At 69.0% G+C, this 26,893-nt stretch carries 31 protein-coding genes; 16 read left to right on the forward strand and 15 right to left on the reverse strand.

What is annotated here, in order from left to right:
- The first annotated feature begins 91 nt into the window (after window positions 1-91).
- From E4O86_RS14825 to E4O86_RS14860, 8 genes are all read left to right on the forward strand, one after another.
- Window positions 92-1,714 carry an ABC transporter substrate-binding protein gene (locus E4O86_RS14825; protein ID WP_161141332.1) on the forward strand — a complete coding sequence of 541 codons (1,623 nt, stop codon included), beginning with the start codon at window positions 92-94 and terminating at the stop codon, window positions 1,712-1,714.
- Window positions 1,715-1,772: 58 nt separating this feature from the next.
- Window positions 1,773-2,744 (forward strand): ABC transporter permease, encoded by a 972-nt coding sequence (locus E4O86_RS14830; protein ID WP_161141333.1) that lies wholly within the window; start codon window positions 1,773-1,775, stop codon window positions 2,742-2,744.
- Between the two features lie 10 nt (window positions 2,745-2,754).
- A complete protein-coding gene (locus E4O86_RS14835) occupies window positions 2,755-3,612 on the forward strand; it encodes an ABC transporter permease (RefSeq protein ID WP_343039172.1) in 858 nt (285 codons plus the stop codon).
- A gap of 250 nt (window positions 3,613-3,862) precedes the next feature.
- The gene (locus tag E4O86_RS14840) at window positions 3,863-4,141 is read left to right on the forward strand and encodes a DUF2061 domain-containing protein (protein ID WP_246206415.1); all 279 of its coding nucleotides are present in this window, start codon (window positions 3,863-3,865) and stop codon (window positions 4,139-4,141) included.
- 198 nt (window positions 4,142-4,339) lie between these two features.
- A complete protein-coding gene (locus E4O86_RS14845; protein ID WP_161141335.1) occupies window positions 4,340-5,245 on the forward strand; it encodes an N-acetylmuramic acid 6-phosphate etherase in 906 nt (301 codons plus the stop codon).
- A 61-nt stretch (window positions 5,246-5,306) separates the two neighbouring features.
- Window positions 5,307-5,708, forward strand: a complete 402-nt coding sequence (locus E4O86_RS14850) for a four-helix bundle copper-binding protein (RefSeq protein WP_161141336.1) — start codon at window positions 5,307-5,309, stop codon at window positions 5,706-5,708.
- Between the two features lie 114 nt (window positions 5,709-5,822).
- Complete coding sequence (locus tag E4O86_RS14855) at window positions 5,823-6,401, forward strand: hemerythrin domain-containing protein (RefSeq protein WP_161141337.1); 579 nt, start codon at window positions 5,823-5,825, stop codon at window positions 6,399-6,401.
- Window positions 6,402-6,465: 64 nt separating this feature from the next.
- Window positions 6,466-8,121, forward strand: coding sequence for an AMP-binding protein (locus E4O86_RS14860; RefSeq protein WP_161141338.1), 1,656 nt, complete (start codon window positions 6,466-6,468; stop codon window positions 8,119-8,121).
- On the opposite strand, the gene E4O86_RS14865 is transcribed toward E4O86_RS14860, so the two are convergent.
- From E4O86_RS14865 to E4O86_RS14875, 3 genes are all read right to left on the reverse strand, one after another.
- Window positions 8,111-9,241, reverse strand: a complete 1,131-nt coding sequence (locus E4O86_RS14865) for a GNAT family N-acetyltransferase (RefSeq protein WP_161141339.1) — start codon at window positions 9,239-9,241, stop codon at window positions 8,111-8,113. The two genes, E4O86_RS14860 and E4O86_RS14865, sit on opposite strands and share 11 nt — an antisense overlap.
- Before the next feature lie 100 nt (window positions 9,242-9,341).
- Entirely contained in the window at window positions 9,342-9,902 is a 561-nt protein-coding gene (locus tag E4O86_RS14870) for a DUF924 family protein (protein ID WP_161141340.1), read from the reverse strand.
- A 16-nt stretch (window positions 9,903-9,918) separates the two neighbouring features.
- Complete coding sequence (locus E4O86_RS14875) at window positions 9,919-11,718, reverse strand: long-chain-acyl-CoA synthetase (RefSeq protein WP_161141341.1); 1,800 nt, start codon at window positions 11,716-11,718, stop codon at window positions 9,919-9,921.
- A gap of 132 nt (window positions 11,719-11,850) precedes the next feature.
- Between E4O86_RS14875 and E4O86_RS14880 the strand changes: the two genes are divergently transcribed.
- Window positions 11,851-12,096 (forward strand): sulfurtransferase TusA family protein, encoded by a 246-nt coding sequence (locus E4O86_RS14880; protein ID WP_161141342.1) that lies wholly within the window; start codon window positions 11,851-11,853, stop codon window positions 12,094-12,096.
- Between the two features lie 75 nt (window positions 12,097-12,171).
- On the opposite strand, the gene rpmF is transcribed toward E4O86_RS14880, so the two are convergent.
- A complete protein-coding gene (rpmF, locus tag E4O86_RS14885; RefSeq protein WP_161141343.1) occupies window positions 12,172-12,357 on the reverse strand; it encodes a 50S ribosomal protein L32 in 186 nt (61 codons plus the stop codon).
- Window positions 12,358-12,476: 119 nt separating this feature from the next.
- Complete coding sequence (gene mtgA, locus E4O86_RS14890) at window positions 12,477-13,205, reverse strand: monofunctional biosynthetic peptidoglycan transglycosylase (RefSeq protein WP_246206416.1); 729 nt, start codon at window positions 13,203-13,205, stop codon at window positions 12,477-12,479.
- A 125-nt stretch (window positions 13,206-13,330) separates the two neighbouring features.
- Between mtgA and E4O86_RS14895 the strand changes: the two genes are divergently transcribed.
- Window positions 13,331-14,203 (forward strand): polyprenyl synthetase family protein, encoded by an 873-nt coding sequence (locus tag E4O86_RS14895; RefSeq protein WP_343039173.1) that lies wholly within the window; start codon window positions 13,331-13,333, stop codon window positions 14,201-14,203.
- A gap of 4 nt (window positions 14,204-14,207) precedes the next feature.
- On the opposite strand, the gene E4O86_RS14900 is transcribed toward E4O86_RS14895, so the two are convergent.
- From E4O86_RS14900 to E4O86_RS14925, 6 genes are read right to left on the reverse strand one after another with little or no spacing between them, the layout of a single operon-like run.
- Window positions 14,208-14,417 carry a hypothetical protein gene (locus E4O86_RS14900; RefSeq protein WP_161141346.1) on the reverse strand — a complete coding sequence of 70 codons (210 nt, stop codon included), beginning with the start codon at window positions 14,415-14,417 and terminating at the stop codon, window positions 14,208-14,210.
- Window positions 14,414-15,466, reverse strand: coding sequence for a cation diffusion facilitator family transporter (locus E4O86_RS14905; protein WP_161141361.1), 1,053 nt, complete (start codon window positions 15,464-15,466; stop codon window positions 14,414-14,416). Before E4O86_RS14905 ends, E4O86_RS14900 begins: the two co-directional genes overlap by 4 nt.
- A 2-nt stretch (window positions 15,467-15,468) precedes the next feature.
- A complete protein-coding gene (locus E4O86_RS14910; RefSeq protein WP_161141347.1) occupies window positions 15,469-16,179 on the reverse strand; it encodes a GNAT family N-acetyltransferase in 711 nt (236 codons plus the stop codon).
- On the reverse strand, window positions 16,166-17,029 hold the full coding sequence (locus E4O86_RS14915; protein WP_161141348.1) for an isocitrate lyase/PEP mutase family protein: 864 nt from the start codon (window positions 17,027-17,029) through the stop codon (window positions 16,166-16,168). Before E4O86_RS14915 ends, E4O86_RS14910 begins: the two co-directional genes overlap by 14 nt.
- Window positions 17,019-17,666, reverse strand: a complete 648-nt coding sequence (locus E4O86_RS14920) for a hypothetical protein (protein ID WP_161141349.1) — start codon at window positions 17,664-17,666, stop codon at window positions 17,019-17,021. Before E4O86_RS14920 ends, E4O86_RS14915 begins: the two co-directional genes overlap by 11 nt.
- Window positions 17,666-19,486, reverse strand: a complete 1,821-nt coding sequence (locus tag E4O86_RS14925) for an IlvD/Edd family dehydratase (protein WP_161141350.1) — start codon at window positions 19,484-19,486, stop codon at window positions 17,666-17,668. The genes E4O86_RS14920 and E4O86_RS14925 overlap by 1 nt, the downstream gene beginning before the upstream one ends.
- Before the next feature lie 119 nt (window positions 19,487-19,605).
- Here E4O86_RS14925 and E4O86_RS14930 point away from each other — a divergent pair, with 119 nt between their 5' ends.
- The 5 genes from E4O86_RS14930 (at window position 19,606) to E4O86_RS14950 (ending at window position 23,299) form a co-directional block, all read left to right on the forward strand.
- Window positions 19,606-19,872: a type II toxin-antitoxin system VapB family antitoxin gene (locus E4O86_RS14930; RefSeq protein ID WP_161141351.1), complete on the forward strand. Its 267-nt coding sequence runs from the start codon at window positions 19,606-19,608 to the stop codon at window positions 19,870-19,872.
- Window positions 19,869-20,039: a type II toxin-antitoxin system VapC family toxin gene (locus E4O86_RS14935; RefSeq protein ID WP_161141352.1), complete on the forward strand. Its 171-nt coding sequence runs from the start codon at window positions 19,869-19,871 to the stop codon at window positions 20,037-20,039. The genes E4O86_RS14930 and E4O86_RS14935 overlap by 4 nt, the downstream gene beginning before the upstream one ends.
- Window positions 20,036-21,223: an aminotransferase class I/II-fold pyridoxal phosphate-dependent enzyme gene (locus tag E4O86_RS14940; protein ID WP_161141353.1), complete on the forward strand. Its 1,188-nt coding sequence runs from the start codon at window positions 20,036-20,038 to the stop codon at window positions 21,221-21,223. Before E4O86_RS14935 ends, E4O86_RS14940 begins: the two co-directional genes overlap by 4 nt.
- Before the next feature lie 296 nt (window positions 21,224-21,519).
- Complete coding sequence (locus E4O86_RS14945) at window positions 21,520-22,179, forward strand: outer membrane protein (RefSeq protein WP_161141354.1); 660 nt, start codon at window positions 21,520-21,522, stop codon at window positions 22,177-22,179.
- A gap of 403 nt (window positions 22,180-22,582) precedes the next feature.
- On the forward strand, window positions 22,583-23,299 hold the full coding sequence (locus E4O86_RS14950) for an outer membrane beta-barrel protein (protein WP_205520893.1): 717 nt from the start codon (window positions 22,583-22,585) through the stop codon (window positions 23,297-23,299).
- 103 nt (window positions 23,300-23,402) lie between these two features.
- On the opposite strand, the gene E4O86_RS14955 is transcribed toward E4O86_RS14950, so the two are convergent.
- Together E4O86_RS14955 and E4O86_RS14960 are read right to left on the reverse strand one after the other, a co-directional pair.
- On the reverse strand, window positions 23,403-23,882 hold the full coding sequence (locus E4O86_RS14955; protein WP_161141356.1) for a DUF2214 domain-containing protein: 480 nt from the start codon (window positions 23,880-23,882) through the stop codon (window positions 23,403-23,405).
- Between the two features lie 7 nt (window positions 23,883-23,889).
- Window positions 23,890-24,270 carry a DUF6152 family protein gene (locus E4O86_RS14960; protein ID WP_161141357.1) on the reverse strand — a complete coding sequence of 127 codons (381 nt, stop codon included), beginning with the start codon at window positions 24,268-24,270 and terminating at the stop codon, window positions 23,890-23,892.
- 354 nt (window positions 24,271-24,624) lie between these two features.
- On the opposite strand from E4O86_RS14960, the gene E4O86_RS14965 reads away from it, so the two are divergent.
- The gene (locus tag E4O86_RS14965) at window positions 24,625-25,656 is read left to right on the forward strand and encodes an aspartate-semialdehyde dehydrogenase (RefSeq protein WP_161141358.1); all 1,032 of its coding nucleotides are present in this window, start codon (window positions 24,625-24,627) and stop codon (window positions 25,654-25,656) included.
- Between the two features lie 115 nt (window positions 25,657-25,771).
- Here E4O86_RS14965 and rplS read toward each other — a convergent pair whose 3' ends face one another.
- Together rplS and trmD are read right to left on the reverse strand one after the other, a co-directional pair.
- Window positions 25,772-26,242 carry a 50S ribosomal protein L19 gene (rplS, locus tag E4O86_RS14970; RefSeq protein ID WP_205520894.1) on the reverse strand — a complete coding sequence of 157 codons (471 nt, stop codon included), beginning with the start codon at window positions 26,240-26,242 and terminating at the stop codon, window positions 25,772-25,774.
- A 167-nt stretch (window positions 26,243-26,409) separates the two neighbouring features.
- The coding region (gene trmD / locus E4O86_RS14975; protein ID WP_161141359.1) for a tRNA (guanine(37)-N(1))-methyltransferase at window positions 26,410-26,893 on the reverse strand (484 nt) is incomplete at its 5' end.

The following is a 26,893-nucleotide window of genomic DNA, read 5'->3' on the forward strand; positions in this document are numbered from 1 at the left end:
CCGCGTCCCCCGCCGGGGCCGCGGCACCGCTCGCGGCCGCCCGGCGCGCGCCGGCGCCGGCCACGTGTTCCAGCAAGGAGGGAGTGTGGGAATGAAGCCAGAACGTCAGGGATATCGCCGCGCATTCGCGCGGACGCTTCGCCGCTCGCTCGGGGTCGCGGCAGTCGCGCTCGCGGTCGGAGCCTCGCCATCGCTCGCGCAGGCGCCGAAGATCAAGGAGGGCGGCACGATGGTCGTGGCGCTGCCCGGCGACCCGGATTCGCTCAATGCCGGCATCGTCACCGACATCTCGACCAGCAACCTCTCCGGCCAGTTCTACAGCACCATCGTGCGGCAGGACACGGAGGGCAAGGTGCAGCCCTATCTGGCCGAATCCTGGGACATCTCGGAGGACGGCAAGACCTATACGTTCCACCTCTTCAAGACCATCAAGTGGCATGACGGCGTGCCGTTCACGGCCGAGGACATCGCCTGGAGCCTGTGGAACATCAACAAGGAGTTCAACGGGCCGGCATCCGGCCTGCTCGAGGCGGTGGAGCGGATCGAGGCGGTCGACGACCACACGGTCGTGTTCCACCTGAAATACGCCTACCCGCCGCTCCTGCGCGGCCTCACCTATTTCAACAGCTCCACCATCCTGCCGAAGCACATCTTCGAAGGCAGCGACCCGCGGCAGAACCCCGCGACCTACAAGCCTGTCGGCACGGGCCCGTTCGTCTTCAAGGAATACGTGCCCGGCAGCCACGTCATCCTGGAGAAGAATCCCGACTTCCACCTGAAGGGGCAGCCGCATCTCGACCGGCTGGTGTTCCAGATCATCCCGAACGAGGCGGCGCGGGCGCTCGCCCTCGAGAAGGGCGAGATCGACTACATGCCCTATTACGCGATCTCGCTTTCCGACGTGGAGCGGCTCAAGGACGTGCCCTCGGTCAAGATCACCGTGGCGCCGCGCCAGATCGCCGGCGAGTACATGGGCTTCATCAACACCCGCAACGGGCCGCTCAGCAAGAAGGAGGTGCGGCAGGCGCTCTATTACGGCATCAACCGCGAGGATCTCCTGGAGAAGGCCGGCTTCGGGTTCGGCCGCGTCTCGACCGGGCCGATCTCCTCGGAGCAGACGGTGTTCTATACGGATGACGTGCCGCACTATCCGTACGACCCGGCCAAGGCCGAGGCGATGCTCGACGCGGCCGGCTATCCGAAGGGCCCGGACGGCAAGCGCTTCTCGATCCGCGTCAGCTACGACGTGAAGGAGGGGCCGATGGACGACACGGCCAAGCTGATGCGGCTCCATCTCGCCAAGATCGGCATCGACCTCAAGATCGAGCCGCTCGATTCCAACGCCTGGCGCGAGAAGTCCTTCAAGAACTGGGATTTCGACATCACGATGGGAAGCTTCTCGACCGGGCCCGACCCGGCGATCGGCACGGAGCGGCTCTATGTCTGCCGCAACATCGCGCCGCTCTTCGCACGCAACGCCTCCGGCTACTGCAATCCGAAGCTCGACGAGATCTTCGCCGCGGCGGCCCAGGAGAGCGACGAGCCGAAGCGCGTCGAGCTCTACCACCAGGCCCAGAAGATCCTGGCGGAGGACGTGCCCCATCTCTGGCTGTGGGACCGGCACTACCCGATCGCGTTCAACGCCAAGCTGACCGGCCTGCCGGCCGAGCCGACCCAGTACGGGCCGTACGATCTCGTCGGCTGGACCGAGTGAATCCCGGAGGGGCGGCGCCGCCGCCCCTCCTTCCCTGAGACTGGCAGACGGAGCCGCGATGTCGCTCGGAGGCTACCTCCTCAAGCGCGTGTTCTATTCGATCCCGCTGATGCTCGGGGCGATCACCATCATCTTCGCGCTGATCCACGCGGCACCCGGCGAGCCAACCGACTACATCATCGGCGACGCATCGGTGAGCCAGGAGTTCATCGACCGGCTGCGCGCGGAGATGGGCCTCGACCGGCCGCTCTGGGTCCAGCTCGGCAAGTACGTCCTGGAGGTGATGAGCGGGAACTTCGGGTTCTCCTATGTCCGCAACACGCCGGTGATCGCGCTGATCCTGGACCGTCTGCCGGCCACCCTCCTCCTCATGGTGACGCAATATGTCGTGTCGGTCGCGCTCGGCATCTATCTCGGCGTCATCTCGGCGCGCCGGCCGAACTCGCTTCTCGATCGCGGCATCACGGTCTTCTCGCTCGCGGCCTTCGCGATCCCGCTGTTCTGGCTGGGCCAGATGCTGATCCTCACCGTCGCCTATCAGCTCGACTGGTTCCCCATCCAGGGCATGGTCAACATCCGCCAGGGCTATACGGGCTTCGCACATGTGCTCGACGTCGCGCACCACCTGTTCCTGCCGGCCCTCACGCTCGCACTCCCCAACATCGCGCTCATCCTGCGGCTCACCCGCAGCAGCATGATCGAGGTGATCGGCCAGGAATACATCAAGGTGGCGCGGGCGAAGGGGCTCTCCGAGCGCTCGGTTCTCTTCAAGCACGCGCTCAGGAACGCCCTCATCCCGGTGGTCACCGTGGTGAGCCTCAATCTGCCCACCCTTATCGCGGGAGCCGTTCTCACGGAGACGGTGTTCGCCTGGCCGGGGCTCGGCCGCCTCACCTTCGACGCGATCCACGCGCGCGACTATCCGCTCCTGATGGGCATGTTCATCTTCATCAGCCTCGTGGTGATCCTCGGCAATCTCATCGCGGACCTCCTCTATGCGCTCCTCGACCCCCGCATCCGCTATCAGTAGCGTACCGGCGGTGCCGGAGCCGGCGGCACCGGCGCGCCGGCCGCGCTTCGGCCTGTGGCGGCGCTTCCGGCGCAACCGCGCGGCCCTGTTCGGGCTCGCGGTCACCACGGCCTTCGTCATCGTGGGCGTGTTCGCGCCCCTCCTCGCCCCTTACGGCCAGCTCGACATGGCCGCTTCGTTCCAGCCGCCCGGCCGGGAGCACGTCTTCGGGACCGACAGCCTCGGAACCGACGTCTTCAGCAACGTCATCTACGGCACGCGCGTCTCGCTCCTCGTCGGGCTCTTCTCGGTGCTGACCTCGACGGCGATCGGCATCACGATCGGCGCGGCGGCGGGCTTCTTCAGCGGGCGCGTCGACACGCTGCTCATGCGGCTCACCGAGATGTTCCAGGTGCTGCCGCAGTTCTTCCTGGCGATCGTCATCGTGGCGATCTTCGGGGCAAGCGTCTGGAGCATCATCCTCATCATCGGCGTCCTCAACTGGCCGGCGACGGCACGCCTGCTGCGCGCCGAGTTCCTGGCGCTGCGCGAGCGCGAGTTCGTCGAGGCGGCACGGGCACTCGGCATGTCCAACTTCGACCTGATCGTGCGCGAGATCCTGCCGAACGCCCTGCCGCCGATCATCGTGAACGCCACGCTCCAGGTGTCGGGCGCGATCCTGCTCGAGGCGAGCCTGAGCTTCCTCGGGCTCGGCGACCCGAACGCGATGAGCTGGGGCATCATGCTCCACAACGCCCAGGATTTCTTCAACCGGGCCTGGTGGATGGCGGCGTTTCCCGGCTTCGCGCTGTTCCTGACGACGCTCGGCGTCAATCTGATGGGCGACGGCCTCAACGACGCGCTGAACCCCAAGACGCAGAGCCGCTGAGCCGCGCGCCGGGCTCTCCTTGTCAACATGCCGCCTGTCCTGCGCGAGGTGAAGCAGACGTCAACCGAAGCTGGTAGATGTCGTCGGACCGGGATTGCGGGCCGCATACCGTCATACGATCTGACGATATGCTGCAAGCCTGAGAGTTCATCTATCCATGGACAAGGCGGATCCGGAAACTTTGTTGCTGGCCAGCGCGCCTCTCGCGTGAATATACTCCGTTGCGCTGCAACAGGAGCGGAGGGCGAGCTTGTTCATTCCCACCCGCGAGTCCCACGGCCGGTCCCTGATGAAGGCCGTCAGCTGGCGCATCACGGGCAGCGTCGACACGTTCGTCCTCAGCTGGCTCATCACCGGCAACCTCGTCTTCGCGGGCTCGATCGCCTCGACCGAAATCGTCACCAAGATCGTCCTCTACTACCTCCATGAGCGCGCTTGGGCGTTCGTCCCCTGGGGCCGGCGGACAGCCCCGGCGGCCGTCGCCGCCGACGAGGCGTTCGCGCTCGAAACGGCCGGACCGGCGAGCTGATCGCCCCGTGCAGGACCGGCGATAGGGAATCGATGGCTGCCCGCGGCCGGAGACGCGGACCGCCTTTCCGCCCGCACGCACCCTGGCTTTGCTTCATCCGGAGGGCATCGACGGAACCCGGCACCGCCCTGGCGCATCATCAGGTCTGAGCGCGCGCCGACTTGAGACGAGCGCGCTGGCCAATCCGGACGGAACGCGATGGAAACGGAACGCCTAAGCCCTCGCTACCGCGGGATCGACGGCTGGGAGCCGTCGGACATGTTCGATGCGCTCGCCGAGGGCCAGTTCGCGGCCGTCGCGGCCGTGCGCTGCGCCCGCGCCGAGATCGTCCGCGCCGCGCTCGCGACCGCAGCCCGCCTCTCGGACGGCGGCAGGCTCGCTTATGCCGGGGCGGGAACCTCCGGCAGGCTCGCCGTGCAGGACGGCGCGGAACTGATGCCGACCTTCGGCTGGCCGGCCGAGCGGCTCGTGGTCATCATGGCCGGCGGCGAGCGCGCGCTGACGGAGGCGGTCGAGGGGGCGGAGGATCAGCCGGCCGAGGCCGAACGCCGCGTCGCGGAGGCGGGGATCGGACCCGCCGACGTTCTGATCGGGGTCGCCGCAAGCGGCACGACGGCCTTCACGCTCGCCTGCGTAAGGGAGGCCGGGCGCCGGGGCGCCGTCACGGTCGGCATCGCCAGCAATGCCGGAACGCCGCTCCTTGCGGCGGCCGACCACCCGATTCTGCTCGATACCGGCGCGGAGCCGATCGCAGGCTCGACGCGGCTGAAGGCCGGCACGGCACAGAAGATCGCGCTCAACGTCCTCTCCTCGATGGTGATGATCCGGCTCGGGCGCGTGCACGAGGGCTTGATGGTCGAAGTCCAGCCCGTCAATGCCAAGCTCGTCGCCCGCAGCGAGGACATGCTGTCGCTCCTCACCGACCGCAGCCGCGAGGATGTCCGCGCCGCCCTCCACGAAGCCGGCGGGCGGGTGAAGCTCGCGGCGCTGCTCCTCCGCGGCTGCGGCCTCGCGGAGGCGGAAGCGTTGCTCGAACGGTCCGGCGGCCGGCTGAGGGCCGCGCTCGAGGTGCTGGAAGGCGGCACGGCGCGGCAGGCCCCGTGAGCGGACCAAAGGCAACCAGCCAAGGCCTGCCGGCCTTGCGCGCGCGAACGGAGGAAGCCCCATGCAGACCGGGAAGATGATTGCTGCGCATCCGGAGGGGGGCGGCCATGCCCACCCGGCGCTCGTCGCTGCCATCGACGCGCTCCATGCCTGCGCGCAGGCCTGCCAGACATGCGCGGACGCCTGCCTCTCGGAAAAGATGGTCGCGGAGCTGAGGGCGTGCATCCGGCTCGACCTCGATTGCGCCGACATCTGCACGACCGCCGCCGCGGTGGCGAGCCGGCGCGGCGGGCGGAACGACGCCTTCCTGCGCCGGCTTCTCCAGCTCTGCGTCGACGTCTGCCGGCTCTGCGCCGACGAGTGCGGGCGCCATGCCGGCAGGCACGAGCATTGCAGGATCTGCATGGAGGCGTGCCGCGCCTGCGAGGCGGCCTGTGCGCAGGCCTATTCCGACGTGCCCTGACCGGCGCGTCCGAAGAGGCCCGCCATCCCGCCGGCGGCACCGGACATCCGCCACGCGCTGCGCTAGATCATTGTCCGGCGGGCCGGATCCCGCCGGCACGAGGGGAATTGCCGAATGAGCGATCCGAGCGGACTCTTCGCACGCGCCGGCCTGCCGGAGGACCTCACCTTCCTCCTCGCGAAATATCCGCGCCTCCACTGGCCCGAACACCGCAATCTCGGCGCGCTCGCCCGCTTCTGGATGGGCCGCCACGACATGTTCCGCGAGCTTTCGGCGGCGCTCGGGGCGGCTTCGGAGCACCACCTCGCGGGCGCGATCGACGGCGCCTCGTTCCGCGCCTGGTTCGCGCCGCGCTTCGGCTTCTTCCTCGGCGAGCTCGAAGGCCACCACCAGATCGAGGATCACCACTATTTCCCGGTGCTCTGCACGGCGGAGCGCCGGCTTGCGCGCGGATTCGACCTCCTCGAGACCGACCATGACACCATCCACCGGCGGCTCGCGGAGCTCGATGCCGCCTGGCGCGCCTTCGATGCGGCTCTCCGGCGCGGCGAGGACGCCCGGCCCGCCGGGGAGACGCTCTCCGGAATGCTGACGGGCTTCCTCGCGCCCCTCGGCCGGCATCTCGCCGACGAGGAGGACCTCATCGTGCCGGTGCTGCTCGATCGCGGCGAGAGCGCGCTCGGCTTCGCCTGACGCGCCTGCGACATGATTGCGCAGGCCGGGAGGCGGGATTAGGGTGCGCCCTCCCGGAGGCGCGATGCTGCCGATCCGATCGGACTACGAGAGCCTGAGGCGCGATTTCCGGTGGGCCTTGCCGGCGCGGTTCAACATGGCGCGCGCATGCCTCGCCGGTCCGGGGAAGGACGCCCCGGCGATCCTGCAGGTGCAGGGCGACGGCACGGTGGTGCCGTGGACCGGCCGCCGGCTCGCCGCCGAGGCGGCGCGGCTCGCCAACGCGCTCCAGGCTGCCGGCATCGCCCGCGGGGACCGGATCGCGATCCTCCTGCCGCAGAGCGCCGAGACCGCGATCACCCACCTCGCGGCCTGGTCGATCGGCGCGGTGACGGTGCCGATGGCGGTGCTCTTCGGGACGGAGGCGCTCCGCTACCGCCTCGCCGATTCGGAGGCGGTGGCGCTCGTCACCCATGCGCCCTGCCTCGAGAAGATTGCCGGCATCCGCGACGAACTCGGCGCGCTCCGCCTCGTCATCGGCACCGACGGGCCGGGGCACGGCGCGGTCGGGTGGGAAGAGCTCGTCGGCCGCGCCGCCGACCGGATCGAGATCGCGGACACCGCGCCCGACGATCCGGCCGTCATGGTCTACACGTCCGGAACGACCGGCCCGCCCAAGGGCGCCCTCCACGGCCACCGCGTCCTTCTCGGCCATCTGCCGGGCGTCGAAATGAGCCACGAATTCCTGCCGCGCCCGGGCGACCGGCTCTGGACGCCGGCGGACTGGGCCTGGGCGGGCGGGCTCTTCAACGTCCTCCTGCCGGCGCTCTATTTCGGCGTTCCGGTCGTTGCGCAGCGCTCGGAGGGATTCGACCCGGAGGCGGCCTTCGCGCTGATGGCGAGGCTCGGCATCCGCAACGCCTTCATCCCGCCCACGGCACTCAAGATGCTGCGCTCCGTCCCCGATCCGCGGGGACGCTTCGCGCCCGCCCTGCGGACCGTCGCCTCCGGCGGGGAATCGCTCGGCCGCGAGGCCTACGAATGGGGCCGCGGCGCGTTCGGCCTCACCATCAACGAGTTCTACGGCCAGACGGAGTGCAACTACGTGCTGTCGTCCTGCGCCGCGCTCGGGGTGAGCCGCCCCGGCAGCATCGGCAAGGCCGTTCCGGGTCACGACGTGGCGATCGTCGACGGCGAGGGCCGCCCCCTCCCGCCGGGCGCGCAGGGCGAGATCGCAATCCGCACCCCGGACCCGGTGATGTTCCTCCGCTATTGGCGGCGTCCCGAAGCGACGGAGGAGAAGATCCGGAACGGCTGGATGCTGACGGGCGATCAGGCGAGCCGGGACGAGGACGGCTATTTCCGCTTCCTCGGCCGCGACGACGACGTCATCACCTCGTCCGGCTATCGGATCGGCCCGGGCGAGATCGAGGACTGCCTGATCGGCCATCCGGCGGTCCGCCTCGCGGCGGCGGTCGGCAAGCCCGATCCGGTTCGCACCGAGATCGTGAAGGCCTATGTCGTCCTCAATGACGGGCACCAGCCGAGCGATCCGCTCGCCGAGGAGATCCGGACCTTCGTGCGCACCCGGCTCTCGGCCCACGAATATCCGCGCGAGGTCGCGTTCGTCCCGGACGTGCCGCTGACGACCACCGGCAAGGTGATCCGGCGCCATTTCCGCGAAGCGGCGCGGCGGGAGGCGGAAGCGGAAGGCCTCTGCGAAACCGGCCTCACGCCCTGAGCCGGCGCAGCCGCTGCTTCAGATGCTGGCGCGCATCGATACTGCGGGCGACGATGCTCGCGGCCGCATGGTCGATCGCCCCGCCCGCCACGATCAGCGTCCCGTAGCGCTCGCGCTCGCGCCACAATTGCGAGACCAGCGGATTGCCTTCCTCGCAGACCGGGTCGACCCGCGCGATGGAGGCATCCGCCAGCCAGTCTTCCGTCGCGCGCCACATCAGCTGCTTGCCGGGCGAGACATGCGCGCTGCGCTCGTCATAGGCGATCTTCCAGGGCACCGACAGGCGGCCCGCGCGCAGCCTGACGAGCGCGGCGACCACCCTGCCCTCCGCCCGCATCAGGTCGATCTCGGCATCGCCGGTGCGGGCGAGCCCGAGGATGGCCCGGCGGGCGAATTCGAGCTCGGCCGGGTCCTGGGCGAGCGCCGTCCCCCGCCGGCCCTTCCAGCCGGACGCCTCGAGGATGACGAACCGGTCGAGCGCGGCCGCCACCTCCGCGTCTCCCCGCGCCGTCTCGAAGACGATCTGGTGGCGCTCGGCGAAGCGGCGGAGCTGGCGCCGCAGCTCCTTGCGGTGCTTGGCCGAGGCGAGCTGATCCACCGAGGCTGGCCGGCCCGGTTCGGGCGCCGTGAGCACCGCGCGCTGCTGGACACCCGCCTCGATGCTCCTCCAGCCATGGCGGGCCGCCGCCGCGCGGACCAGCATGGCGACCGGCCCGTCGAGCGGAAGCTCGTTGAAGAAGAGGAGGCTTGCGCCGGCCCCGAACAGACCTTCGCAAAGCGCGGACACCGCCGCCTCCGGGGCGGTCCGGTCGACGAGCGGCGCGCCGAGCGGCGCGAATTCATGCGTCCAGACCGAGAACCGGTTCGGCCAGCGCGCGCGCATCACCGGCGCGAAGGCGACCAGCCTGCCTTCGCTCCAGACGCAGGCCAGCTCGACCTGTCCGCCCCCGAGCACAGACGCGGCCGGAGCGAGAAAGGCCGGCACCATGAAGGGATTCGGCTCGAGCGCCCGCTGCGCCAGCGCGACGACCGCCGATTCGAGCACCGGCAGCGCGTCGAGTGCGACCAGCGCCAGCCTGGCAGGCGGCGTCGTCTCGTCTCGAATGGGGCCTGTGAGCAAAGACGGATCCTCGGCAGGAGCGGAGTGGATCATGCCATCCCCTTCTTAAACCTCGGCCGAGGACAGAAGCTTCGTAAATCGATTCTAATCTTAACGAAGGTCAGCCGGCAAATCCCCCGCCCTCGACATAGGCCTGTTCGGCCGGCGTGGTGTGGCGGCCGAGCACCTCGTTGCGGTGCGGAAAGCGGCCGAACCGCCGGATGATCCGCTCGTGCTCGCGGGCGAACCAGAGCACGTTGCTGTCGAAGAGCGGATAGCAGAGCGCGACGCAGAGCGCCTGGTCGCGGAGGTTCTCCGCATGCATGAAGGGAAGGTAGAAGAAGAGCCGCAGGGCCGGCTCGATTTGTCCGTCGAAGCCGGATTGCAGGGCTTCCCGGGCAATGGAAAGCGCCATCGGATCGGCTTCGTATGCGCGCGGGGAACCGCGGTAAAGATTCCGTGAGAACTGGTCGAGGAGGAGGATCAAGGCGAGAGCGCCCTCGGCGTGCGCCCGCCATGCATCGAACTCGCCGCGGAGGGCGCGCGCACGCGCCGCCTCGAAACCGTCGCGGATCGCCCGGTCGAACGCGTCGTCCTTGGCGAACCACTTCTCCGGCCCGGCGGCTCGCCAGAACGCGATCAAGTCGGCGGGGCGCGGATTCTCGATCGGCGCTGCGCTCATGCGCTCGTCCTCCTCATCAGAGCTTCAGCCGGCCCGCCTCGATGTCGCTATAGAGGCCAGGCGTGAGCGGTACGTAGGCCTGCAGGCCGGGGTGAAGGAAGAAGAGCGGGTCGGGGGTGCCGGCCGGATCGAAGCCCTCCTTCACCAGGTCGACCTTGCGCTGCTTGAATGTGGAGGTGGTGCTGATCTCGCTTTGGATGCGCAGGATGACCGGCCGCGCATAGGCCGGAAGCTGGCGGCAGACATGGGTGTGGAAGGCCTGCAGGTCGAGATCGCCCTCCACGACGAGCGCCACCATCCCGGCGCGTCCCTCCGTGTTCGGCACGCGGACGCCGTAGACGTTCGCCTCCTGCACGCCCGGAAAGACCGACACGGCCTCGGCGACCTCGGAGGTGGAGACGTTCTCGCCCTTCCAGCGGAAGGTGTCGCCGATCCGGTCGACGAAATAGAAATAGCCCTGCGCGTCCCGCCGCATGAGGTCGCCGGTCCGGAACCAGCGGTCGCCCTTCCGGAACACGTCCGTCATGATCTTGCGGCCGGTCGCGGCAGCGTCGGCATAGCCCTCGAAGCGCTGGCTCGGCTTCGTCGGATCGTTCACGATCTCGGAGATCATCTCCCCGATCTCGCCGGGCGGGCATTTGACGCAGAAGCCGTCCGGGCCGCGAACCGGCTGTTCCGCCTCGACGTCGAAGCGGACCACCTCGGTCAGGAACCGGCGCTCCGCCCATTTCGGGATCCGGCCGACGGAGCCGACCCGTCCGTCGAAGTTGAAGAGCACGGCATTGCCCTCGGTGGCGCCGTACCATTCGAGGATCTTCGGGATGCGGAACCGGGTCTGGAAAGCCTGCCAGATGTCCGGCCGGAGGCCGTTGCCGGAGGCGAGCCGGAGGCGATGCTTCGTCTCCTTGGGATGGGTCGGACTGTTGAGGAGATAGCGGCAGAGCTCGCCGATATACTGGAAGATGGTGCAGTCGTTGTCGACGATGTCGTCCCAGAACTGGCGCGAGGAGAACCTTTCGCGGATGAAGACCGACCCGCCGGCGGTGAGCGCCGCTCCGGCTGCGAGCACGCCGCCCGAGGAATGGTAGAGCGGCAGGCAGACATAGATCCGGTCGCTGCTCGACACCGCCATCGCCGCGCTGAAGGCGTACATGATGCCCTGCACGCGGTAGTGATTGACGTTGGCCGCCTTCGGCAGCCCGGTGGTCCCGCTCGTATAGATGAAGAGGCAGCGGTCGTCGGTGGTGAGCGCCGGGCGCTCGCCGGCGGGAAGCGGCGCGTCGGGGAGGCCGTCGACGAGGCTGTCGATCCGCGACCAGCCCGCCGCTTCCGCGCCGTGGCACCAGAGGCGGGGACCGGGGTCGAGGTGGCATTCGGCCGTGCCGAACGCGTCGAGGAGCGAGGTCTCGACGATGATGTGCTTGGGCCGGACGATGTTCACGCAGTGCGCGAGCGCGGGTCCGGTGAGGTTGGTGTTGAGGAGCGCGGTCACGCCGCCCGCGCGCGCGACGCCGAGCCAGACGGCGAGATATTCCGGCCGGTTCGGCATCAGCAGCGCGACGGCGTCGCCCTTTTCGATCCCGTGCGCCCGCGCCCACCGGGCGTATCGGTTCGCGCGCCGGTCATAGGCGCGGAAGGAGAGGGTCTCGCGCTCGGAGATCAGGGCCGGCTTGTCGCCATGGGCGACGGCGAGCCCTTCCACGACATCGCAATAGGTCCGGGTCTTGTTCTTGGCGATGGGCGTGACCTTGGAGAGGGTCCTCAGGGCGCCGTTCAGATACGCGACTTCACTCGCAACCCGTTGGACGAACCCCATTCCTTCCCCTTGCCTTGGCCGCGGCCCGCCTCTTTCCCGCTTGCGTCCGAGGCAGGCGCAAATCTAACACCGGCCATGAGCTTATGCGAGCCGGACCCTCACCGGTCACGTCTTCAGGCGATGCGGGGTTGCATGGAAGAGAGCGTCACGATCGACGTGCGCGGGCTGAAGTGCCCGTTGCCCGTGCTGAAGACCGCGAAGCGGATGGAGCCGCTCGCCCCCGGCACGCGCGTCACCGTGCTGTCGACCGACCCGATGGCCGCGATCGACCTGCCGCATTTCTGCGGCGAGAAGGGGCACCGCCTGATCGCGTCGGCGAAGGAGGGCGACGTGCTGCGGTTCGAGATCGAGAAGGCGGGCGCGCCGGCGCCAGGCTGACGCCGGCGGGCGACGCCCGAGACGAAGCGGGCCGGGCAAGCCCGGCCCGTCGGATGACGAGAGGCGGAAGCCGCCTCAGATCGTCTCCTTGGGCTCCAGGATCTGGCGGCCGCGATACTTGCCGCTCTTCAGGTCGACGTGGTGCGGGCGGCGAAGCTCGCCCGAATCCTTGTCCTCGACATAGGTCGGCTGGGACAGCGCATCGGCGGACCGGCGGAAGCCGCGCTTCATGCGCGAGGTTTTTCTCTTCGGGACTGGCATCTCGGTGCTCCAGGGAAATCGTTTCGGCCGGCCAATAGCCGATCCGTCCGCCGCAGCGCGGCAGACCGTTCGGGGCGGCATATAGCCTCTTCCGGCCCGTTTGGCCAGTGCCGAGGCGTTCAGTCGAGCACGCAGTCGTCATACGCCCCGGCCTTGGCCGCGCGCGCAGCGATCCGCGATGCCGCCACGCGGGTGCCGCGGCCCGGCTTGGCGGGGTCGCGGGCGAGCGGGGCGGGAAGAACGGCTGCGAGCCGCGCCGCCTGCGTCGCGCTCAGCGCCTTCGCGGAGATGCCGAAATGGTGTCGCGCCGCCGCCTCCGCGCCGTAGACGCCCGGGCCCCATTCCACCACGTTGAGGTAGATCTCCATCGTCCTGCGCTTGCCGAGCACGACATCGGCATAGGCCGCGAGCGGGATCTCGAAGGCCTTGCGGAGATAGGAGCGGCCGGTGGAGAGGAAGAGGTTCTTGACGAGCTGCATCGTGATGGTGCTGGCGCCCCGCACCCGCCCGCCATCCTCCGCATCGGACAGCGCATTGCGCATCTCGATCCAGTCGATGCCGGAATGGGCGCAGAAGCGGGCGTCCTCCGCCATCATCACGGCTCGCACCAGCCGCGGCGAGATCTCCGCCATCGGGACCCATGTCTGATCGATCGGCGCCCCGCCGATGCGCTTCAGGACCATTACCGTCGTGACCGGCGGGTCCACCGCGCGGTAGAGCGGAAGAAGCGCGAAAGGCGCGATGACGAGAAGAGCCAGAAGCCATGCGATCCGGCGGAGGACTCGGCCGAGGAGGCCACGCCGCCTGCGCCGCACATGGTTCGGCGCGATCTCTCCGCGGGTTGACAAATCCGGGTTTTCCGCCATCGCTCCGCCGCATGCTGCACCCGCCTTCTAGGACGACAGGGGACGGCTCGGCCAGCCCGGCGAGCCTGTCTCACCCAGGTTCCGGATTCGAGCGTGCGCTCTCCGACGTGGCCGCCGCGCTCGAGCCGCGGCTCGACCTGCTCCTCGCGGAGGCCGCGCTTTCCGGCGAGACGATGCGGCCGCCGCGGCTCCTCGCCGCCATGCGCCATGCGCTCCTCGACGGCGGCAAGCGCTTCCGCCCCTTTCTGCTGGTGGAATCCGCCGCCCTCTTCGGCGTGCCCGCCCAGGCGGCGCTCGGCGCGGCGGCGGCGGTCGAGTGCCTCCACACTTATTCGCTGATCCACGACGACCTGCCGGCGATGGACGACGACACGCTCCGCCGCGGACGTCCGACCGTCCACTGCGCGTTCGACGAGGCGACGGCGATCCTCGCCGGCGACGCCCTCCTCACCCTCGCCTTCGACGTGCTCGCACGCGACGAGACCCATCCGGACCCCGCCGTGCGTGCGGGCCTCGTCGCCGCGCTCGCGCGCGCGGCCGGTCCCGGCGGCATGGTGGGAGGCCAGATGCTCGATCTCGAGGCGGAGCGCATTCGCCTCGGCGAAGCCGACATACGCCGGATCCAGGCCATGAAGACGGGCGCCCTCATCGCGAGCTGCTGCGAGATGGGCGGCATTCTGGGCCGAGCCACGCCGGCGGAGCGGTCCGCGCTCAGGCGCTACGGCGGGCAGCTCGGCCTCGCATACCAGATGGCGGACGATCTCCTCGACCTCGACGCGACGACGGAGGCGCTCGGCAAGGCGGCCGCGAAGGACGCCGCGCGCGGCAAGGCCACGCTCGTCGCGCTCTCGGGCCCGGCCGAGGCGCGCCGGCTGCTGGAGGAGACGGTCGCCGCCTGCGAGGATGCGCTGCAGGCGTTCGGAGCGCGCGCGTCCGGGCTCGTGGCCGCGGCCCGCTTCGCCGCCGAACGGACGCGCTGAGCGTTCAGGCGCCGCCGCTTGGCCCGCGGCCCTGATAGCGCGAGCGCGCCCAGAAGATCGCGAAGAAGCCGACCATCACGATGATCGCGAGGCCGAGCCCCGCCCATGGCCCGAGGCCGGAGATCGCGTACATGATCCTCGGCAGCAGCATCAGGACCAGGATCACGCCGGCCAGGATCGCCGCGGCGGCGACCGCCGCACGGTAGTTTGTCATGGGTGCGCTCCCGCGTTCCGCCGCAGCGGACCCGCCGTGTCCGCGCATGCGCCCTGCTCGACCTCGATGGTGGCGTGCTGGATGCCGTGCGCCTGCTGCAGGCGCCGCTTCAGGGCGGCGATGACGCGGTCCGGCTCCGCGCCGGGATCGAGCCGCGCATGGAGGGTGGCGAGCTGCTGGCGGCCGTCGAGGCTCCAGACATGCATGTGGTGGACGTCGCGCACGCCGCCCGTCTCGCGCACGAGGTCCGCCACCACGGCATCCCGGTCCGTCTCCGGCGGAACGCCTTCGAGGAGGATGAGGCCGGAATCGCGGAGGAGCACCCAGGCGCTGCGCAGGAGAAGCACCGCGACGAGCAGCGAAAGGAGCGGGTCGGCCGGCATCCAGCCGGTGAGGAGGATGATGGCCGCGGCGGCGATGGCGGCGACCGATCCGAGCAGGTCGCCCATCACGTGGAGGAGCGCGCCGCGCAGATTGAGCGAGCGGCGGTCGCCGCCGTGCAGGATGGCGAAGGCGGCGATATTGACGAGCAGACCGATCGCCGCGACGGCGAGCATCGGCCCGCCGAGCACCTCGCTCGGCACGAGGAAGCGGCGGACCGCCTCCGCGAGGATCCAGAGCGCGATCAGGAAGATCGTGAGCCCGTTCGTATAGGCGACGACGATCTGGAGCCGGTCGAAACCGTAGGTGAGACGCTGCGTCGCCGGGCGGTCCGCCATCCGGTAGGCCACGTAGGCGAGCCCGAGCGAGACCGTGTCGGTCAGCATGTGGCCGGCATCGGCGATGAGCGCGAGCGATCCGGTGAGAAGGCCTCCCACGACTTCGGCCAGCATGAATCCGCCGGTGAGAAGCGCCGCGGCGAGGACCCGCCTCCTGTTGCCGGAACCGACCTCCGGCACGTGCGTGTGGCCGGGCCCGCCATGGTCATGCCCCGCATGGCCGTGGTGCCCATGCGCATGCGTGTGATCGTGCCCGTGGCCGCCGGCATTCCGGGCCCCGCCGGACCGCCCGGCCGCCGGGTCCCCGTTCGGGCCGCCTTCTTCCGCCATCGTCACGCCGGCTCCCTGGCGCCCGCCCGCGCCGACGCGATCGCGTCGGCGAGACGCGTCCTCTGCGCGCCCTCCCGGTCGAAACTGGTCTCCGCGAGCCAGGCTTCCATGCCGGCGCGCACCGCGGGCCAGTCGCCATCCGTCATGGCGAACCAGGCGGTGTCGCGGTTCCGCCCCTTCGTCACCATGTGCTGGCGGAAGGTGCCCTCATAGGTGAAGCCGAAGCGCTCGGCCGCCGCCCGGGAAGGCGCGTTGAGCGCGTCGCACTTCCACTCGTAGCGGCGATAGCCGAGCTCGTCGAACACGCGCTTCGCCATCAGGAGCATCGCCTCCGTCGCGCCGGGCCGCCGGCGAAGCCCCTCCCCGAAGACGATGCAGCCGACTTCGGCCGAGCCGTTCGCGGGATCGATCCGCATGTAGCTCGCCGTGCCGAAAGCGCCGCCGCCGGCGCGGTCGAGGATCGCGAACGGCACCCAGTCCGGCCGCGCCGCGATCCAGCGCAGCCCCTCCCGGAATGCCGCCTCCCCCTCGAAGGGGCCGATCGGCATGAAGGTCCAGACCGCCCTGCTCTCGGCGCCGCCGAAGGCGCGCCAGAGCGGGCGCCAGTGCGCCTCCGGATCGAGCGGCACGAGTTCGACCAGCGCGCCGGCCATCGGGCTCGCATCGGGAAGCGCGCGCGGCGACCAGCCGCTGAGATCGTCAGTCTTCGTCATCCCCGTCGTCCCGGTCCGGCCTGGCGAAGGCGCCGTTGAGGATGGATGACGCCGCCGCGCCGCCGTAGTCGAAGCGGCCGTCCGCCAGCGCCGAGGCGGCACGCAGGAAGCCGCCGAGCGCGACCTTGGCGAGCCCCGAACCGATCGAGACGCGGCGGACGCCGAGCCGCGCGAGCGCCGCGAGATCGTTCGAGACGCCGCCGAGCCCGCCGAGCACGTTGACCGGAACGGAGACGGCGCCGACGATCTCGGCGACCTCGTGCTCGGCCGTCACGCCGGGCGCATAGACCGCGTCCGCGCCGGCGGCCTCGTAGACCTTCAGCCGGCGCACGGCTTCCTTCAGCGGGTCCGGGCCCGGCGCGAAGAAGGCCTCTGAGCGGCCGGTGAGGACGAACCCGCTGCCGGACCGCTCGACCGCCTCCCGTGCCGCCTCGAAGCGCCGCGCGGCCTCTGCCGGCGGATAGAGCGCGCCGCCGCCCGCCGCCTGGTCCTGGTCCTCGATCGAGCAGCCTGCGACGCCCGCGTCGATCGCGCGCCGGACCGTCTCGGCAACGGCCTGCGGCGTATCGCCGTAGCCCGATTCGAAATCGCCGTTCACCGGCAGCCCGGTCGCGCGGTGGATGAGGACGGCATGGGCGATGGCCTCGTCCCGCGTGACGCCGCCGGTCGCGTCCGGACGACCGAGCGTCCAGGCGAGCGCCGCCGACGAGGTGGCAAGGGCCTCGAAGCCGAGATCGGCGAGGAGCCGCGCCGTTCCCGCGTCCCACGGATTGGGCATCACGAACAGGCGCTCGCGCGCGTGGAGGGCGCGGAAGTCGATAGTGGATCGCGATTCCACCTCAAGAACCATCTAGTTTCTCAACATGAGTAATCTGCACTGAAATTCTCGTGCTCCTCAAAATTCGATTTCGATCTTGGTATCCCGCCAGCCAAAGAAACTTGTCGGCCAATCGCTTTGGATATGGGTATTTTGGATTCAAGGGAGCAACAACTCTTTCTATTAATTCAGTTTTTGACGATACGAAATTATTGAAATCCTCAAAAAATACTTTTGGGTTATTCGAGTATCCATATGAAGCAAGACCTCTCTGCACATAGGAATCATACATGGTCCCAAGATGTGGATGGTAGTACCACATCGCCTTCAGGCATGCCGATCTAGCTGTGATCTCTAAAATCCGCCTGGTATCCTCTATAGATTTTTCCCACACCGCCTGAAGGTCATCAGGTATACCAGAGAACGACTCGTTACATATATCTCGGAATCGTTCGGCGTTCTCTACCAGTGTTTTCCCATGCTTCCCTCTTTGTAGGCTATACGTTCGCAAAAATCGCTTGAATTCGTTCATTTCCCAGCCATTTTTCGCCTCCTGTATCCATGCCGCATCATGTCGATTAAGCAGCGCAAGTTGCTCGCAGCAAGCCCATAACCATGCAAGACGCTCGTTCTCGGGTTCGATAGGCTGAAGAACTGAAGCTTTGTTCATCAATGGTTGTCCCGCGGACGGTAGCGATGCGCCACGTCCCGATACTTCACCGCGGGCTTCAGGACCATGCCCTCGTCGAATTGCGTCACGAGTTGGCGCTGGATCTCCTGCCACGGCGTCTGGCTCGGCGGCACGTAGCCCGGGCCGCCATGCGCGAGCGTCTCGTCGAGGGCGCGCCGGCGCGCGGCGAGCTCCTCGTCCGGAACGAGCACGTTCGCCTCGCGCGTCTTCAGGTCGATGCGGATCCGGTCGCCGGTCCTCAGCAGCGCGAGCCCGCCGCCGATGGCGGCCTCCGGCGCTGCGTTGAGGATCGAGGGCGAGCCCGAGGTGCCGGACTGCCTTCCGTCGCCGATGCAGGGCAGCTCCATGATGCCCTTCTTCAGGAGCGCGTCGGGCGGCTGCATGTTCACCACCTCCGCGCCGCCCGGATAGCCGACCGGCCCGGCCCCGCGCATGACCAGGATGGTGCGCTCGTCGATCGCGAGCTCCGGATCGTTGATGCGGGCGTGGTAGTCCTCGCGCCCGTCGAAGACGACGGCCCGGCCCTCGAAGGCGTCCGGATCGCCGGGATCGGAGAGGTAGCGCTCGCGGAAGGCGGCGGAGATCACGCTCGTCTTCATGATCGCCGAGCCGAAGAGATTGCCCTTCAGGTTCAGGAACCCGGCCTCGGCGAGGATCGGCTCGTCATGCGCGCGGATCACCTCGCGGTCCCAGCTCCGCCTGCCCGCGCAATTCTCCCCGATCGTCCGGCCGTTCGCGGTGGTCGCCCCGGGATGCGGCAGCAGGCCGCCCTCGATCAGCTCCGCCACGATTGCGGGCACCCCGCCGGCGCGGTGGAAGTCCTCGCCGAGGAAGCGGCCGGCCGGCTGCATGTCGAGGAGGAGCGGGACGGCATGGCCGATCCGCTCCCAGTCGTCGTTGGTGAGTTCGATGCCGAGATGCCGGGCGATCGCGACGAGGTGGATCGGCGCGTTCGTCGAGCCGCCGATCGCGGAATTCACGACGATCGCGTTCTCGAAGGCCGCGCGCGTCATGATGTCGGCGGGCTTCAGGTCCTCCCGCACCATCTCGACGATGCGCCGCCCGGTGAGGTAGGCGATCTGCGCGCGCTCCTTGTGCGGCGCGGGGATGGCCGCACAGCCGGGCAGCATCATGCCGAGCGCCTCGGCGAGCGAGTTCATCGTCGTCGCGGTCCCCATCGTGTTGCAGAAGCCGGGCGAGGGAGCGGACGAGGCGACGAGCTCGTAATATTCCGCCCAGCCGATCTCGTCGGCCGCCTTCAGCTTCTTGGCGAGCCACTTGATCGTGCCGGATCCGGTGCGCACGCCGCGATACCAGCCGTTCAGCATCGGCCCGACGGAGAGCGCGATCGCCGGGATGTTGACGGTCGCCGCCGCCATCAGCTGCGAGGGCGTGGTCTTGTCGCAGCCCGTCGTCAGGACGACGCCGTCGATCGGATATCCGAACAGCGTCTCGACCAGCCCCAGATAGGCGAGGTTGCGGTCGAGTGCCGCGGTCGGCCGGCGCCCGGTCTCCTGGATCGGGTGGACCGGGAACTCGAAGGCGATGCCGCCCGCCTCGCGGATTCCCTCGCGGACCCGTTCGGCAAGCACCAGATGATGACGGTTGCAGGGGGCGAGGTCCGAGCCGGACTGCGCGATGCCGATGAGCGGCCTGCCCGACTGCAGCTCCTCCCGCGTCAGGCCCCAGTTCATGTAGCGCTCGATATAGAGCGCGGTCATGTCCGGATCGTCCGGATTGTCGAACCAGAGCTGCGAGCGGAGCTTCACGCTGGTGCCGTGCTTGGCGTCGTAGGGCATCCGCGCCTCCTCCTGTGACAGAGACTTGCGCCCCGGCGCCGCGAGAATCAACGGCCTTGCTGCCGGACCGGATGGAAGCATATGCTGCCATGCGGCCTCGAAGCTGAGAGGCGTTGGACGTGGCGATCACCATCCGGAACTCCGCGACGGAGCGGATCATTCGCGATATCGGCCGGGAAACCGGCGAGGGCCCGTCCCCGCTCGTCACCAGATGGGCTCATGAGGCCCTCGAGCGTCGCGACCGGGAGAAGGCCGAGCGACGCGAGCGACGCAGGAAGGCCGTCGAAAAGTGGAGTTCGGATCTGCCGCAATACACGGATGAAGACGGTGAGCAGGTCGAGCGCATAATGGACGACATGTACGACGAGTGGGGCCTGCCCAGGTGATCGTCGTCGATTCGTCGGCCCTGATTGCGATGCAATTCGGCGAACCCGAACAGTGGTCTTTCGGCCGGGCGATCATCGATGATCCGCATCCCTGCGTTCCGGCAAGCTGCGTGGTGAAAGTATCCATCGCGGCAAGGAGGCATCCGCTTCCAGGTTCGACAGCGTGACCCCCCTTCGCACCATCGCAGGCTTCGACCGCATCGGCGAGGAGAACGCCTTCGCCGTCCTGGCGCGCGCCCAGGCCCTCGCCGCGCAGGGCCGCGACATCATCAATCTCGGCATCGGCCAGCCGGACTTCCGCACGCCCGACCATATCGTCGAGGCGGCGGTCAAGGCGCTCCGCGACGGCCATCACGGCTATACGCCGGCGACCGGGATCCTCCCGCTGCGGGAGGCGGTGGCGCGGCGCACGCTCGAAACGACCGGGGTCGGAGTCTCGCCGGACAATGTCGTGATCGTGCCCGGCGGCAAGGTGACCATGTTCGCCGCTATCCTGATGTTCGGCGAGCCCGGCGTGGACATCCTCTACCCGGACCCAGGCTTCCCCATCTATCGCTCGATGATCGAATTTACCGGCGCGCGGCCGGTGCCGATCCCGATCCGGGAGGAGAACGGCTTCGCCTTCTCGGCCGAGGAGGCGCTCGCGCTCGTCACCCCCGAGACGCGCCTCGTCATCCTCAACTCCCCCGCCAACCCGACCGGCGGCGTCACCCCGCGCGAGGAGGTGGAGCGCCTGGTCCGCGGACTCTATGCGTGGCCCGACGTCGCGATCCTCTCGGACGAGATCTACGACCAGATGGTCTATGACGGCGCCGGGCACGTCTCGCTCCTCGCCTACGAGGAGATCCGCGACCGCCTCATCCTCCTCAACGGGTGGTCGAAGACCTGGGCGATGACCGGATGGCGGCTCGGCTGGTCGGTCTGGCCCGACCAGCTCGTCGACAAGATCCGCAAGCTCGCCGTCAATGCCTGGTCCTGCGTGAACGCCCCGGCGCAGTATGCCGGCATCGCGGCGATCGAGGGCCCGCAGGATTCGGTCGCCGCCATGGTCGCGGCCTTCGACCGGCGCCGCCGGATCGTCACCGAACTTCTCAACGGGCTCCCGGGCGTGACCTGCACGACGCCGAAGGGGGCGTTCTACGCCTTCCCCAGCATCTCCGGGACGGGATGGCGCGCCAAGGCGCTCGCCTCCGCGCTCCTCGAGGACGCCGGGGTGGCGCTCATCGGCGGCCCGGATTTCGGGCTCTTCGGCGAAGGCTATCTCCGCGTGTCCTACGCGAACTCCGAGGCGAACATCGCCAGCGCGATGGAACGGATCGGGCTCTTCCTGGCAAGCCGGGAGGGCCCCTGAGGCGCGGCCTCACCGCGGCCCGCGGGCAGAGCGCCGGCACGCCTCGCCACCGCCTGGTTTTCGCCCGAAGATCGCCATATTTTACATAAAGTTAGCCGGCGTCCTGAACCTTACATGCCCGGCAGGTGTAGCTTTTTTGCAATAGCCAGTCTGGGCGGAGCGCGCCATATTGCAGGCTCAGGGTCAGGGGGCCTGGCCGGAAAAGGATATTCGAGATGAAGTTCACAGCCGTATCATTGTTTGTGTTGGGCGGCTTGGCGAGCACAACCGCGTTGGCGGCCGACCTTCCGGCTCCGATGGAGCCGGTTGCTCCCGCCCCGGTCACCTCGGTCGCATTGTTCTCCTGGACCGGTGCCTATGTCGGCGCGAATGTCGGCTATGGCTGGGGTCGGGACGACACGGTCGGCATCCGGTCGGCCGCGGGCTCGTTCGGCAATATCGGCAAGTTCGATCCGCAGGGCTGGCTCGCGGGCGTCCAGGCCGGCTACAATTACCAGATGGACAATTTCGTCTTCGGTCTCGAGGGCGACGTCCAGTGGACGAACATCGACGACGACAAGGGCCTGCGGGTCTCGACGGGCGGGCCGGCGGGCGCCGTGACCGCGTCGGGCAAGACGGATCTCGACTGGTACGCCACGATCCGCGCCCGCGCCGGCGTGGCCTTCGATCAGTTCCTGCTCTACGGCACGGGCGGCCTCGCGTTCGGCGACGTCAACTATCGCGTGAACGTGACCTCCGCGCCGGCGGCCAACATCAGCGACAGCGACACGACCTGGGGCTGGGTCCTCGGCGCCGGCGTCGAATACGCCTTCACGCAGAACCTGTCGGCCAAGGCCGAGTACCAGTACCTCGACTTCGGCACCGACGACATTTCGGGCGGCATCTACAAGACGACGCCGTCCTCGCAGTACCACACGTTCCGCGTCGGTCTGAACTACCGCTTCAGCGGTCTCTGACATCCGGCCATTTCGATCGAGAGGCCGCCGGGCATGCCCGGCGGCCTTTTTCTTTGCGCGTCTTTCGCTGCCGGGCTCGTTGCTGCCCGAGACGGCTCGGCCAAGCGCCCGGGCGAAGCGTCATCGTCGCGTGCGCGGCCCTGCGGCCGAACGCCTTCCATGAATGCTTCCTTTGATCCGGAGCGCCGAGACGCGCCGGGAGTGAGGCATCGAACGCCTGAGCCGTCCGGCTCCCGCCCGCGCCCGGTCCCTCCCCCTGCTCCGATCGACCTGCCGAATTCTTCTCGCAGGCTCGCTTTTTGCAGAGACTCCAAGACTTTTTAAGTGTAAGTTCGAGTTATTACATGGGCACCATGCGCCCTGGGGGAGGGCCTGCATGCGAGTATTTCGTTGTTCAGTCGTCGTGGGCGCTACTCTGGCGAGCGCAGCCGCATCGGCCGCCGATCTGCCGGTTGCGATGGAGCCGGTCGCGCCGGCCCCGATCGTGTCGCCCGCCCTCTTCAGCTGGTCGGGCCCCTATCTCGGCGCGAATATCGGCTATGGCTGGGGACGCGACGACCGGGTCGGCATCGGCGTCCCCGGTGCGGAGGCCCGGTTCGGGAACATCGGGACGTTCGAGCCGTCCGGCTGGCTGGGCGGCGTGCAGGGCGGCTACAACCTTCAGCTCGGCATGTTCGTCCTCGGCGCGGAAGGCGACTTCCAGTTCACCGGCATCGACGACAAGCTGCCGAGCGCGGTGTCGACCAAGGCGCCGACCGTCACGGCCTCCGCCAGCACCGACATGGAATGGTACGCGACCATGCGGGCGCGCCTCGGCGTCATCGCGCTCGATCACGTGCTGCTCTACGGCACGGGCGGCGTCGCGGTCGGCAAGATCAACTACACCGTCCCGGTGACGGCGCCGCTCACCGAGACGATGAAGAACAGCGGCACCGACTGGGGCTATGTGATCGGCGCCGGCGTGGAATACGCCCTGACCCAGAACGTCTCGGTGAAGGCGGAATACCAGTTCCTGGACATCCGCCTCGACCGGCTGAACAGCGCCACCTACGTGACGGTGCCGACGACGCAGTACCACACGCTCCGCTTCGGCGTGAACTACCGGTTCTCCGGGCTCTGAGAAGGCCCGGCGGGGATCGCCGGCTGCAGACTTGCCCGCGGCCGCCGATCGGGGTCGCGGGGCCGCGCGGCCGGCGGTTCGGAGCGGTCCTGCCGCGCCGCGTTCATTCCAGGAACGCGATCCAGCGGCCCGCCACGAGCGCGAGGAGCCAGCAGGAGAGCGAGAACGCCACCCCCGCCTTCACCCGCGCCGGCACGGGCGCTCCGGCGAGCGTTGCGCGCCAGGCGCCGGTCAGCCGCAGCGCGATTGCGTTGAGAGTTCCGAGGAGGACGAGGCCCACCTTCGTGAGGAAGGCGGGGTTCACCGCATAATCCCCCGGCTTCACGATGAAGAGCAGGAGCCCGGTCGCGACCGCCAGCGCCAGCCCGATCCCCGCGGAGGCGGTGAGAAGGCCCGCGACGGCCGCTGCCGGCGGCCGCCTGAGGACACCGAGAAGCAGGAGGTCGGCCGGGACGATGGCGCCGATGAGCAGCGCGATGCCGAGGAGATGCGCCGCGTTGACGAAGGGGTAGAGATAGAGCGAGCGGCGGAGCGCGGCGGCGATCGGCCAGTCCGCCACCCAGGACAGCCATTCGGCGGCCATCGTCCGCTCAGATCGCGTGGGCGCGGTCGGGATAGACGTCGTAGGCCTTCCCGCGGACCTCGACCCGGATCGCCTTCATCCGCCGGTCGGCGTGGTCGCTCGCGCGGTGGCCGGTGAGCTTCACCGGGTCGCCGACGGCCGCCGCCTCCTCGTCGAAGCCCGCCCGCCGCGTGCGGATCGGCGGCGCGAGGTCGACGTGCCAGCGGCCATCCGCGGCGTCGACCTCGAGGGTCGCATGAGGATTGCCGAGATAGATCGCCGCGATGGTGCCCTCGAGCACGAACACCGCGTCCTCCTCGGTCCAGCCCCAGCCGTGATGGGCGAACGCCCGCCCCGGGCCGGCGAGCGCAAGCCCGAGCGAGGCGAGAACGGCGCGTCGGTTGAGCATGGTCGGTCCTCCTTGCCGCGATGATAGGCCACGGCCGCCCCGCGGCGACCGCAAAGCTGCGTGAAGTCCGCCGGACCGCGTACCGGCTCCGCGTTGACATCCGCGCCGGGCCGTTTAGATAGCGGGCAGTCCGAGGATCGAGCGATGGGCCTGCTTGCGCACGTTACCGCCGACCGGACCGCGATCGCGGGCCGCGCCTCGACGATTCCCGCGACGAAAACGGCCACCCGGTAGCCGACGCCCTTCCGATCCCGATCTCTCCCGCGGGTTCCGGGGGGAGAGACGGTCCGCACCGGCGCATCCGAGCGTCCGGCGGACGTGAAGCCGGGAGAGAACGAAAAGGAGAGACCGGTCATGGGTCTGAAGATTGCCGTCGTCGGCGCCACCGGGAATGTGGGCCGCGAAATGCTCGATATTCTCGATGAGCGCGGCTTCCCCGTTGACGAGGTGGTGGCGATCGCCTCGCGGCGCAGCCAGGGGACGAACGTCTCCTTCGGCGACCGTACGCTGAAGGTGAAGGCGCTCGAGCATTTCGACTTTGCGGGGACGGACATTGCGCTCATGTCCGCCGGCGGCTCGGTCTCCAAGGAATGGTCGCCGAAGATCGCGGCGGAGGGCTGCGTCGTGATCGACAATTCCTCGGCCTGGCGCTACGATTCCGACGTGCCGCTGATCGTGCCCGAGGTGAACGCCGCCGCGATCGAGGGCTTCCGCCGCAAGAACATCATCGCCAATCCCAATTGCTCGACCGCGCAGCTCGTGGTCGCGCTGAAGCCGCTTCACGACCGCGCCCGCATCAAGCGCGTCGTGGTCGCGACCTACCAGTCGGTCTCGGGCGCCGGCAAGGACGCGATGGACGAGCTCTTCAACCAGACTCGCGCGGTCTTCGTCGCCGACCCCATCGAAGCGAAGAAGTTCACCAAGCGCATCGCCTTCAACGTCATCCCCCACATCGACGTCTTCATGGAGGACGGCACCACCAAGGAAGAGTGGAAGATGGTGGCGGAGACCAAGAAGATCCTCGACCCGAAGATCAGGCTGACGGCGACCTGCGTGCGCGTGCCGGTCTTCATCGGCCATTCGGAGGCCGTCAACATCGAATTCGAAGACCCGATCAGCGCCGAGGAGGCGCGCGACATCCTGCGCGAGGCGCCGGGCTGCCTCGTCGTCGACAAGCACGAGGACGGCGGCTACGTGACGCCCTACGAATGCGCCGGCGAGGATGCGACCTACATCTCGCGCATCCGCGAGGACATCACGGTCGAGAACGGGCTCTCGATGTGGGTCGTCGCCGACAATCTCCGCAAGGGCGCGGCGCTCAATGCCGTGCAGATCGCGGAGCTGCTCCTCAACCGGGGCCTGGTCGGCAACCGCAAGGCCGCCTGAGCGCGAGCCTCTCCCGAAGCCACAGACGGAAAGGGCGGCGCCGCGGCGCCGCCCTTTCCGATTCCGTGGAATTCCGTCCGGCCGGTCAGCCCTGCGCTTCTCAGCCCTGCGCTTCTCAGCCCTGCGCTTCCGCGGCAGCCTCCTTGGCGGCCTGCTTCGCGGCGGCTTCCTCCGCCTTGGCGGCGGCGGCGACCTCGCGGGCCTCCTCGTTCAGCCGCTTGGCGCGGGCGTTCGTCGCCTCGACGATGCGGGCCGACTTGCCCATGCGGCCGCGCAGATAATAGAGCTTCGCGCGCCGCACCCTGCCGCGGCGGACGACCTCGATCTTCTCCACGATCGGCGAATAGACGGGGAAGACGCGCTCGACGCCCTCGCCATAGGAGATCTTGCGGACGGTGAAGCTCTCGTTGATGCCGCCGCCCTTGCGCGCGATGCAGACGCCCTCATAGGCCTGCAGGCGCGTGCGCGTGCCTTCGGTCACGCGGACATGGACGCGGACCGTGTCGCCGGGCTCGAAGGCCGGTACGTCGCGCTTGGCGGCAACGGCGGCCATTTCCGCCTGCTCGATCTGCTGGATCACGTTCATCGCTCAAACACCTCGTCGTCCTCGCGCCCGCATTGCTGCCGCCGGGGCGCGGCATGATCTGACTTCCGCATCGATCGGGAATTTGCGCGTTCCTATACACGCACCCCGCCGCGATGTCGATGCTTCGTGCCGCGTAATATGGGCGCGGGCACCGGAATCCCAACCCGTTAGCCGTCGCCGGGCCGCGCCGCGAGATCGGGCCGCCGGGCGGCGGTGACGCGCTCGGATTCCGCGCGCCGCCAGTCCGCGATGCGGCGATGGTTCCCGGAAAGCAGCACCTCCGGGATCGCCCGCCCCTCCCAGACCGGCGGACGGGTGTAGTGGGGATATTCCAGGAGCCCGGCCTCGAAGCTCTCCTCCTCCGCCGATGCGCCCGCCCCCATCACGCCGGGCAGAAGGCGCACGCAGGCGTCGAGGAGCACCATCGCCGCGATCTCGCCGCCCGAGAGCACGTAGTCCCCGATCGAAACCTCCTCGAGGCCGCGGCCCTCGATCACCCGCTCGTCGACGCCCTCGAAGCGTCCGCACAGGATGAGGGCGCCCTCCCCCGCCGCGAGCGCCCTGACGCGCGCCTGGGTGAGCGGCGCGCCGCGCGGGCTCATGAGGAGCCGCGGGCGCGCGTCGCCCGGCGCGAGCGCCGCGTCGATGGCG

Source organism: Propylenella binzhouense, assembly GCF_009866965.1.
In the GTDB taxonomy this organism is placed as follows: domain Bacteria; phylum Pseudomonadota; class Alphaproteobacteria; order Rhizobiales; family Afifellaceae; genus Propylenella; species Propylenella binzhouense.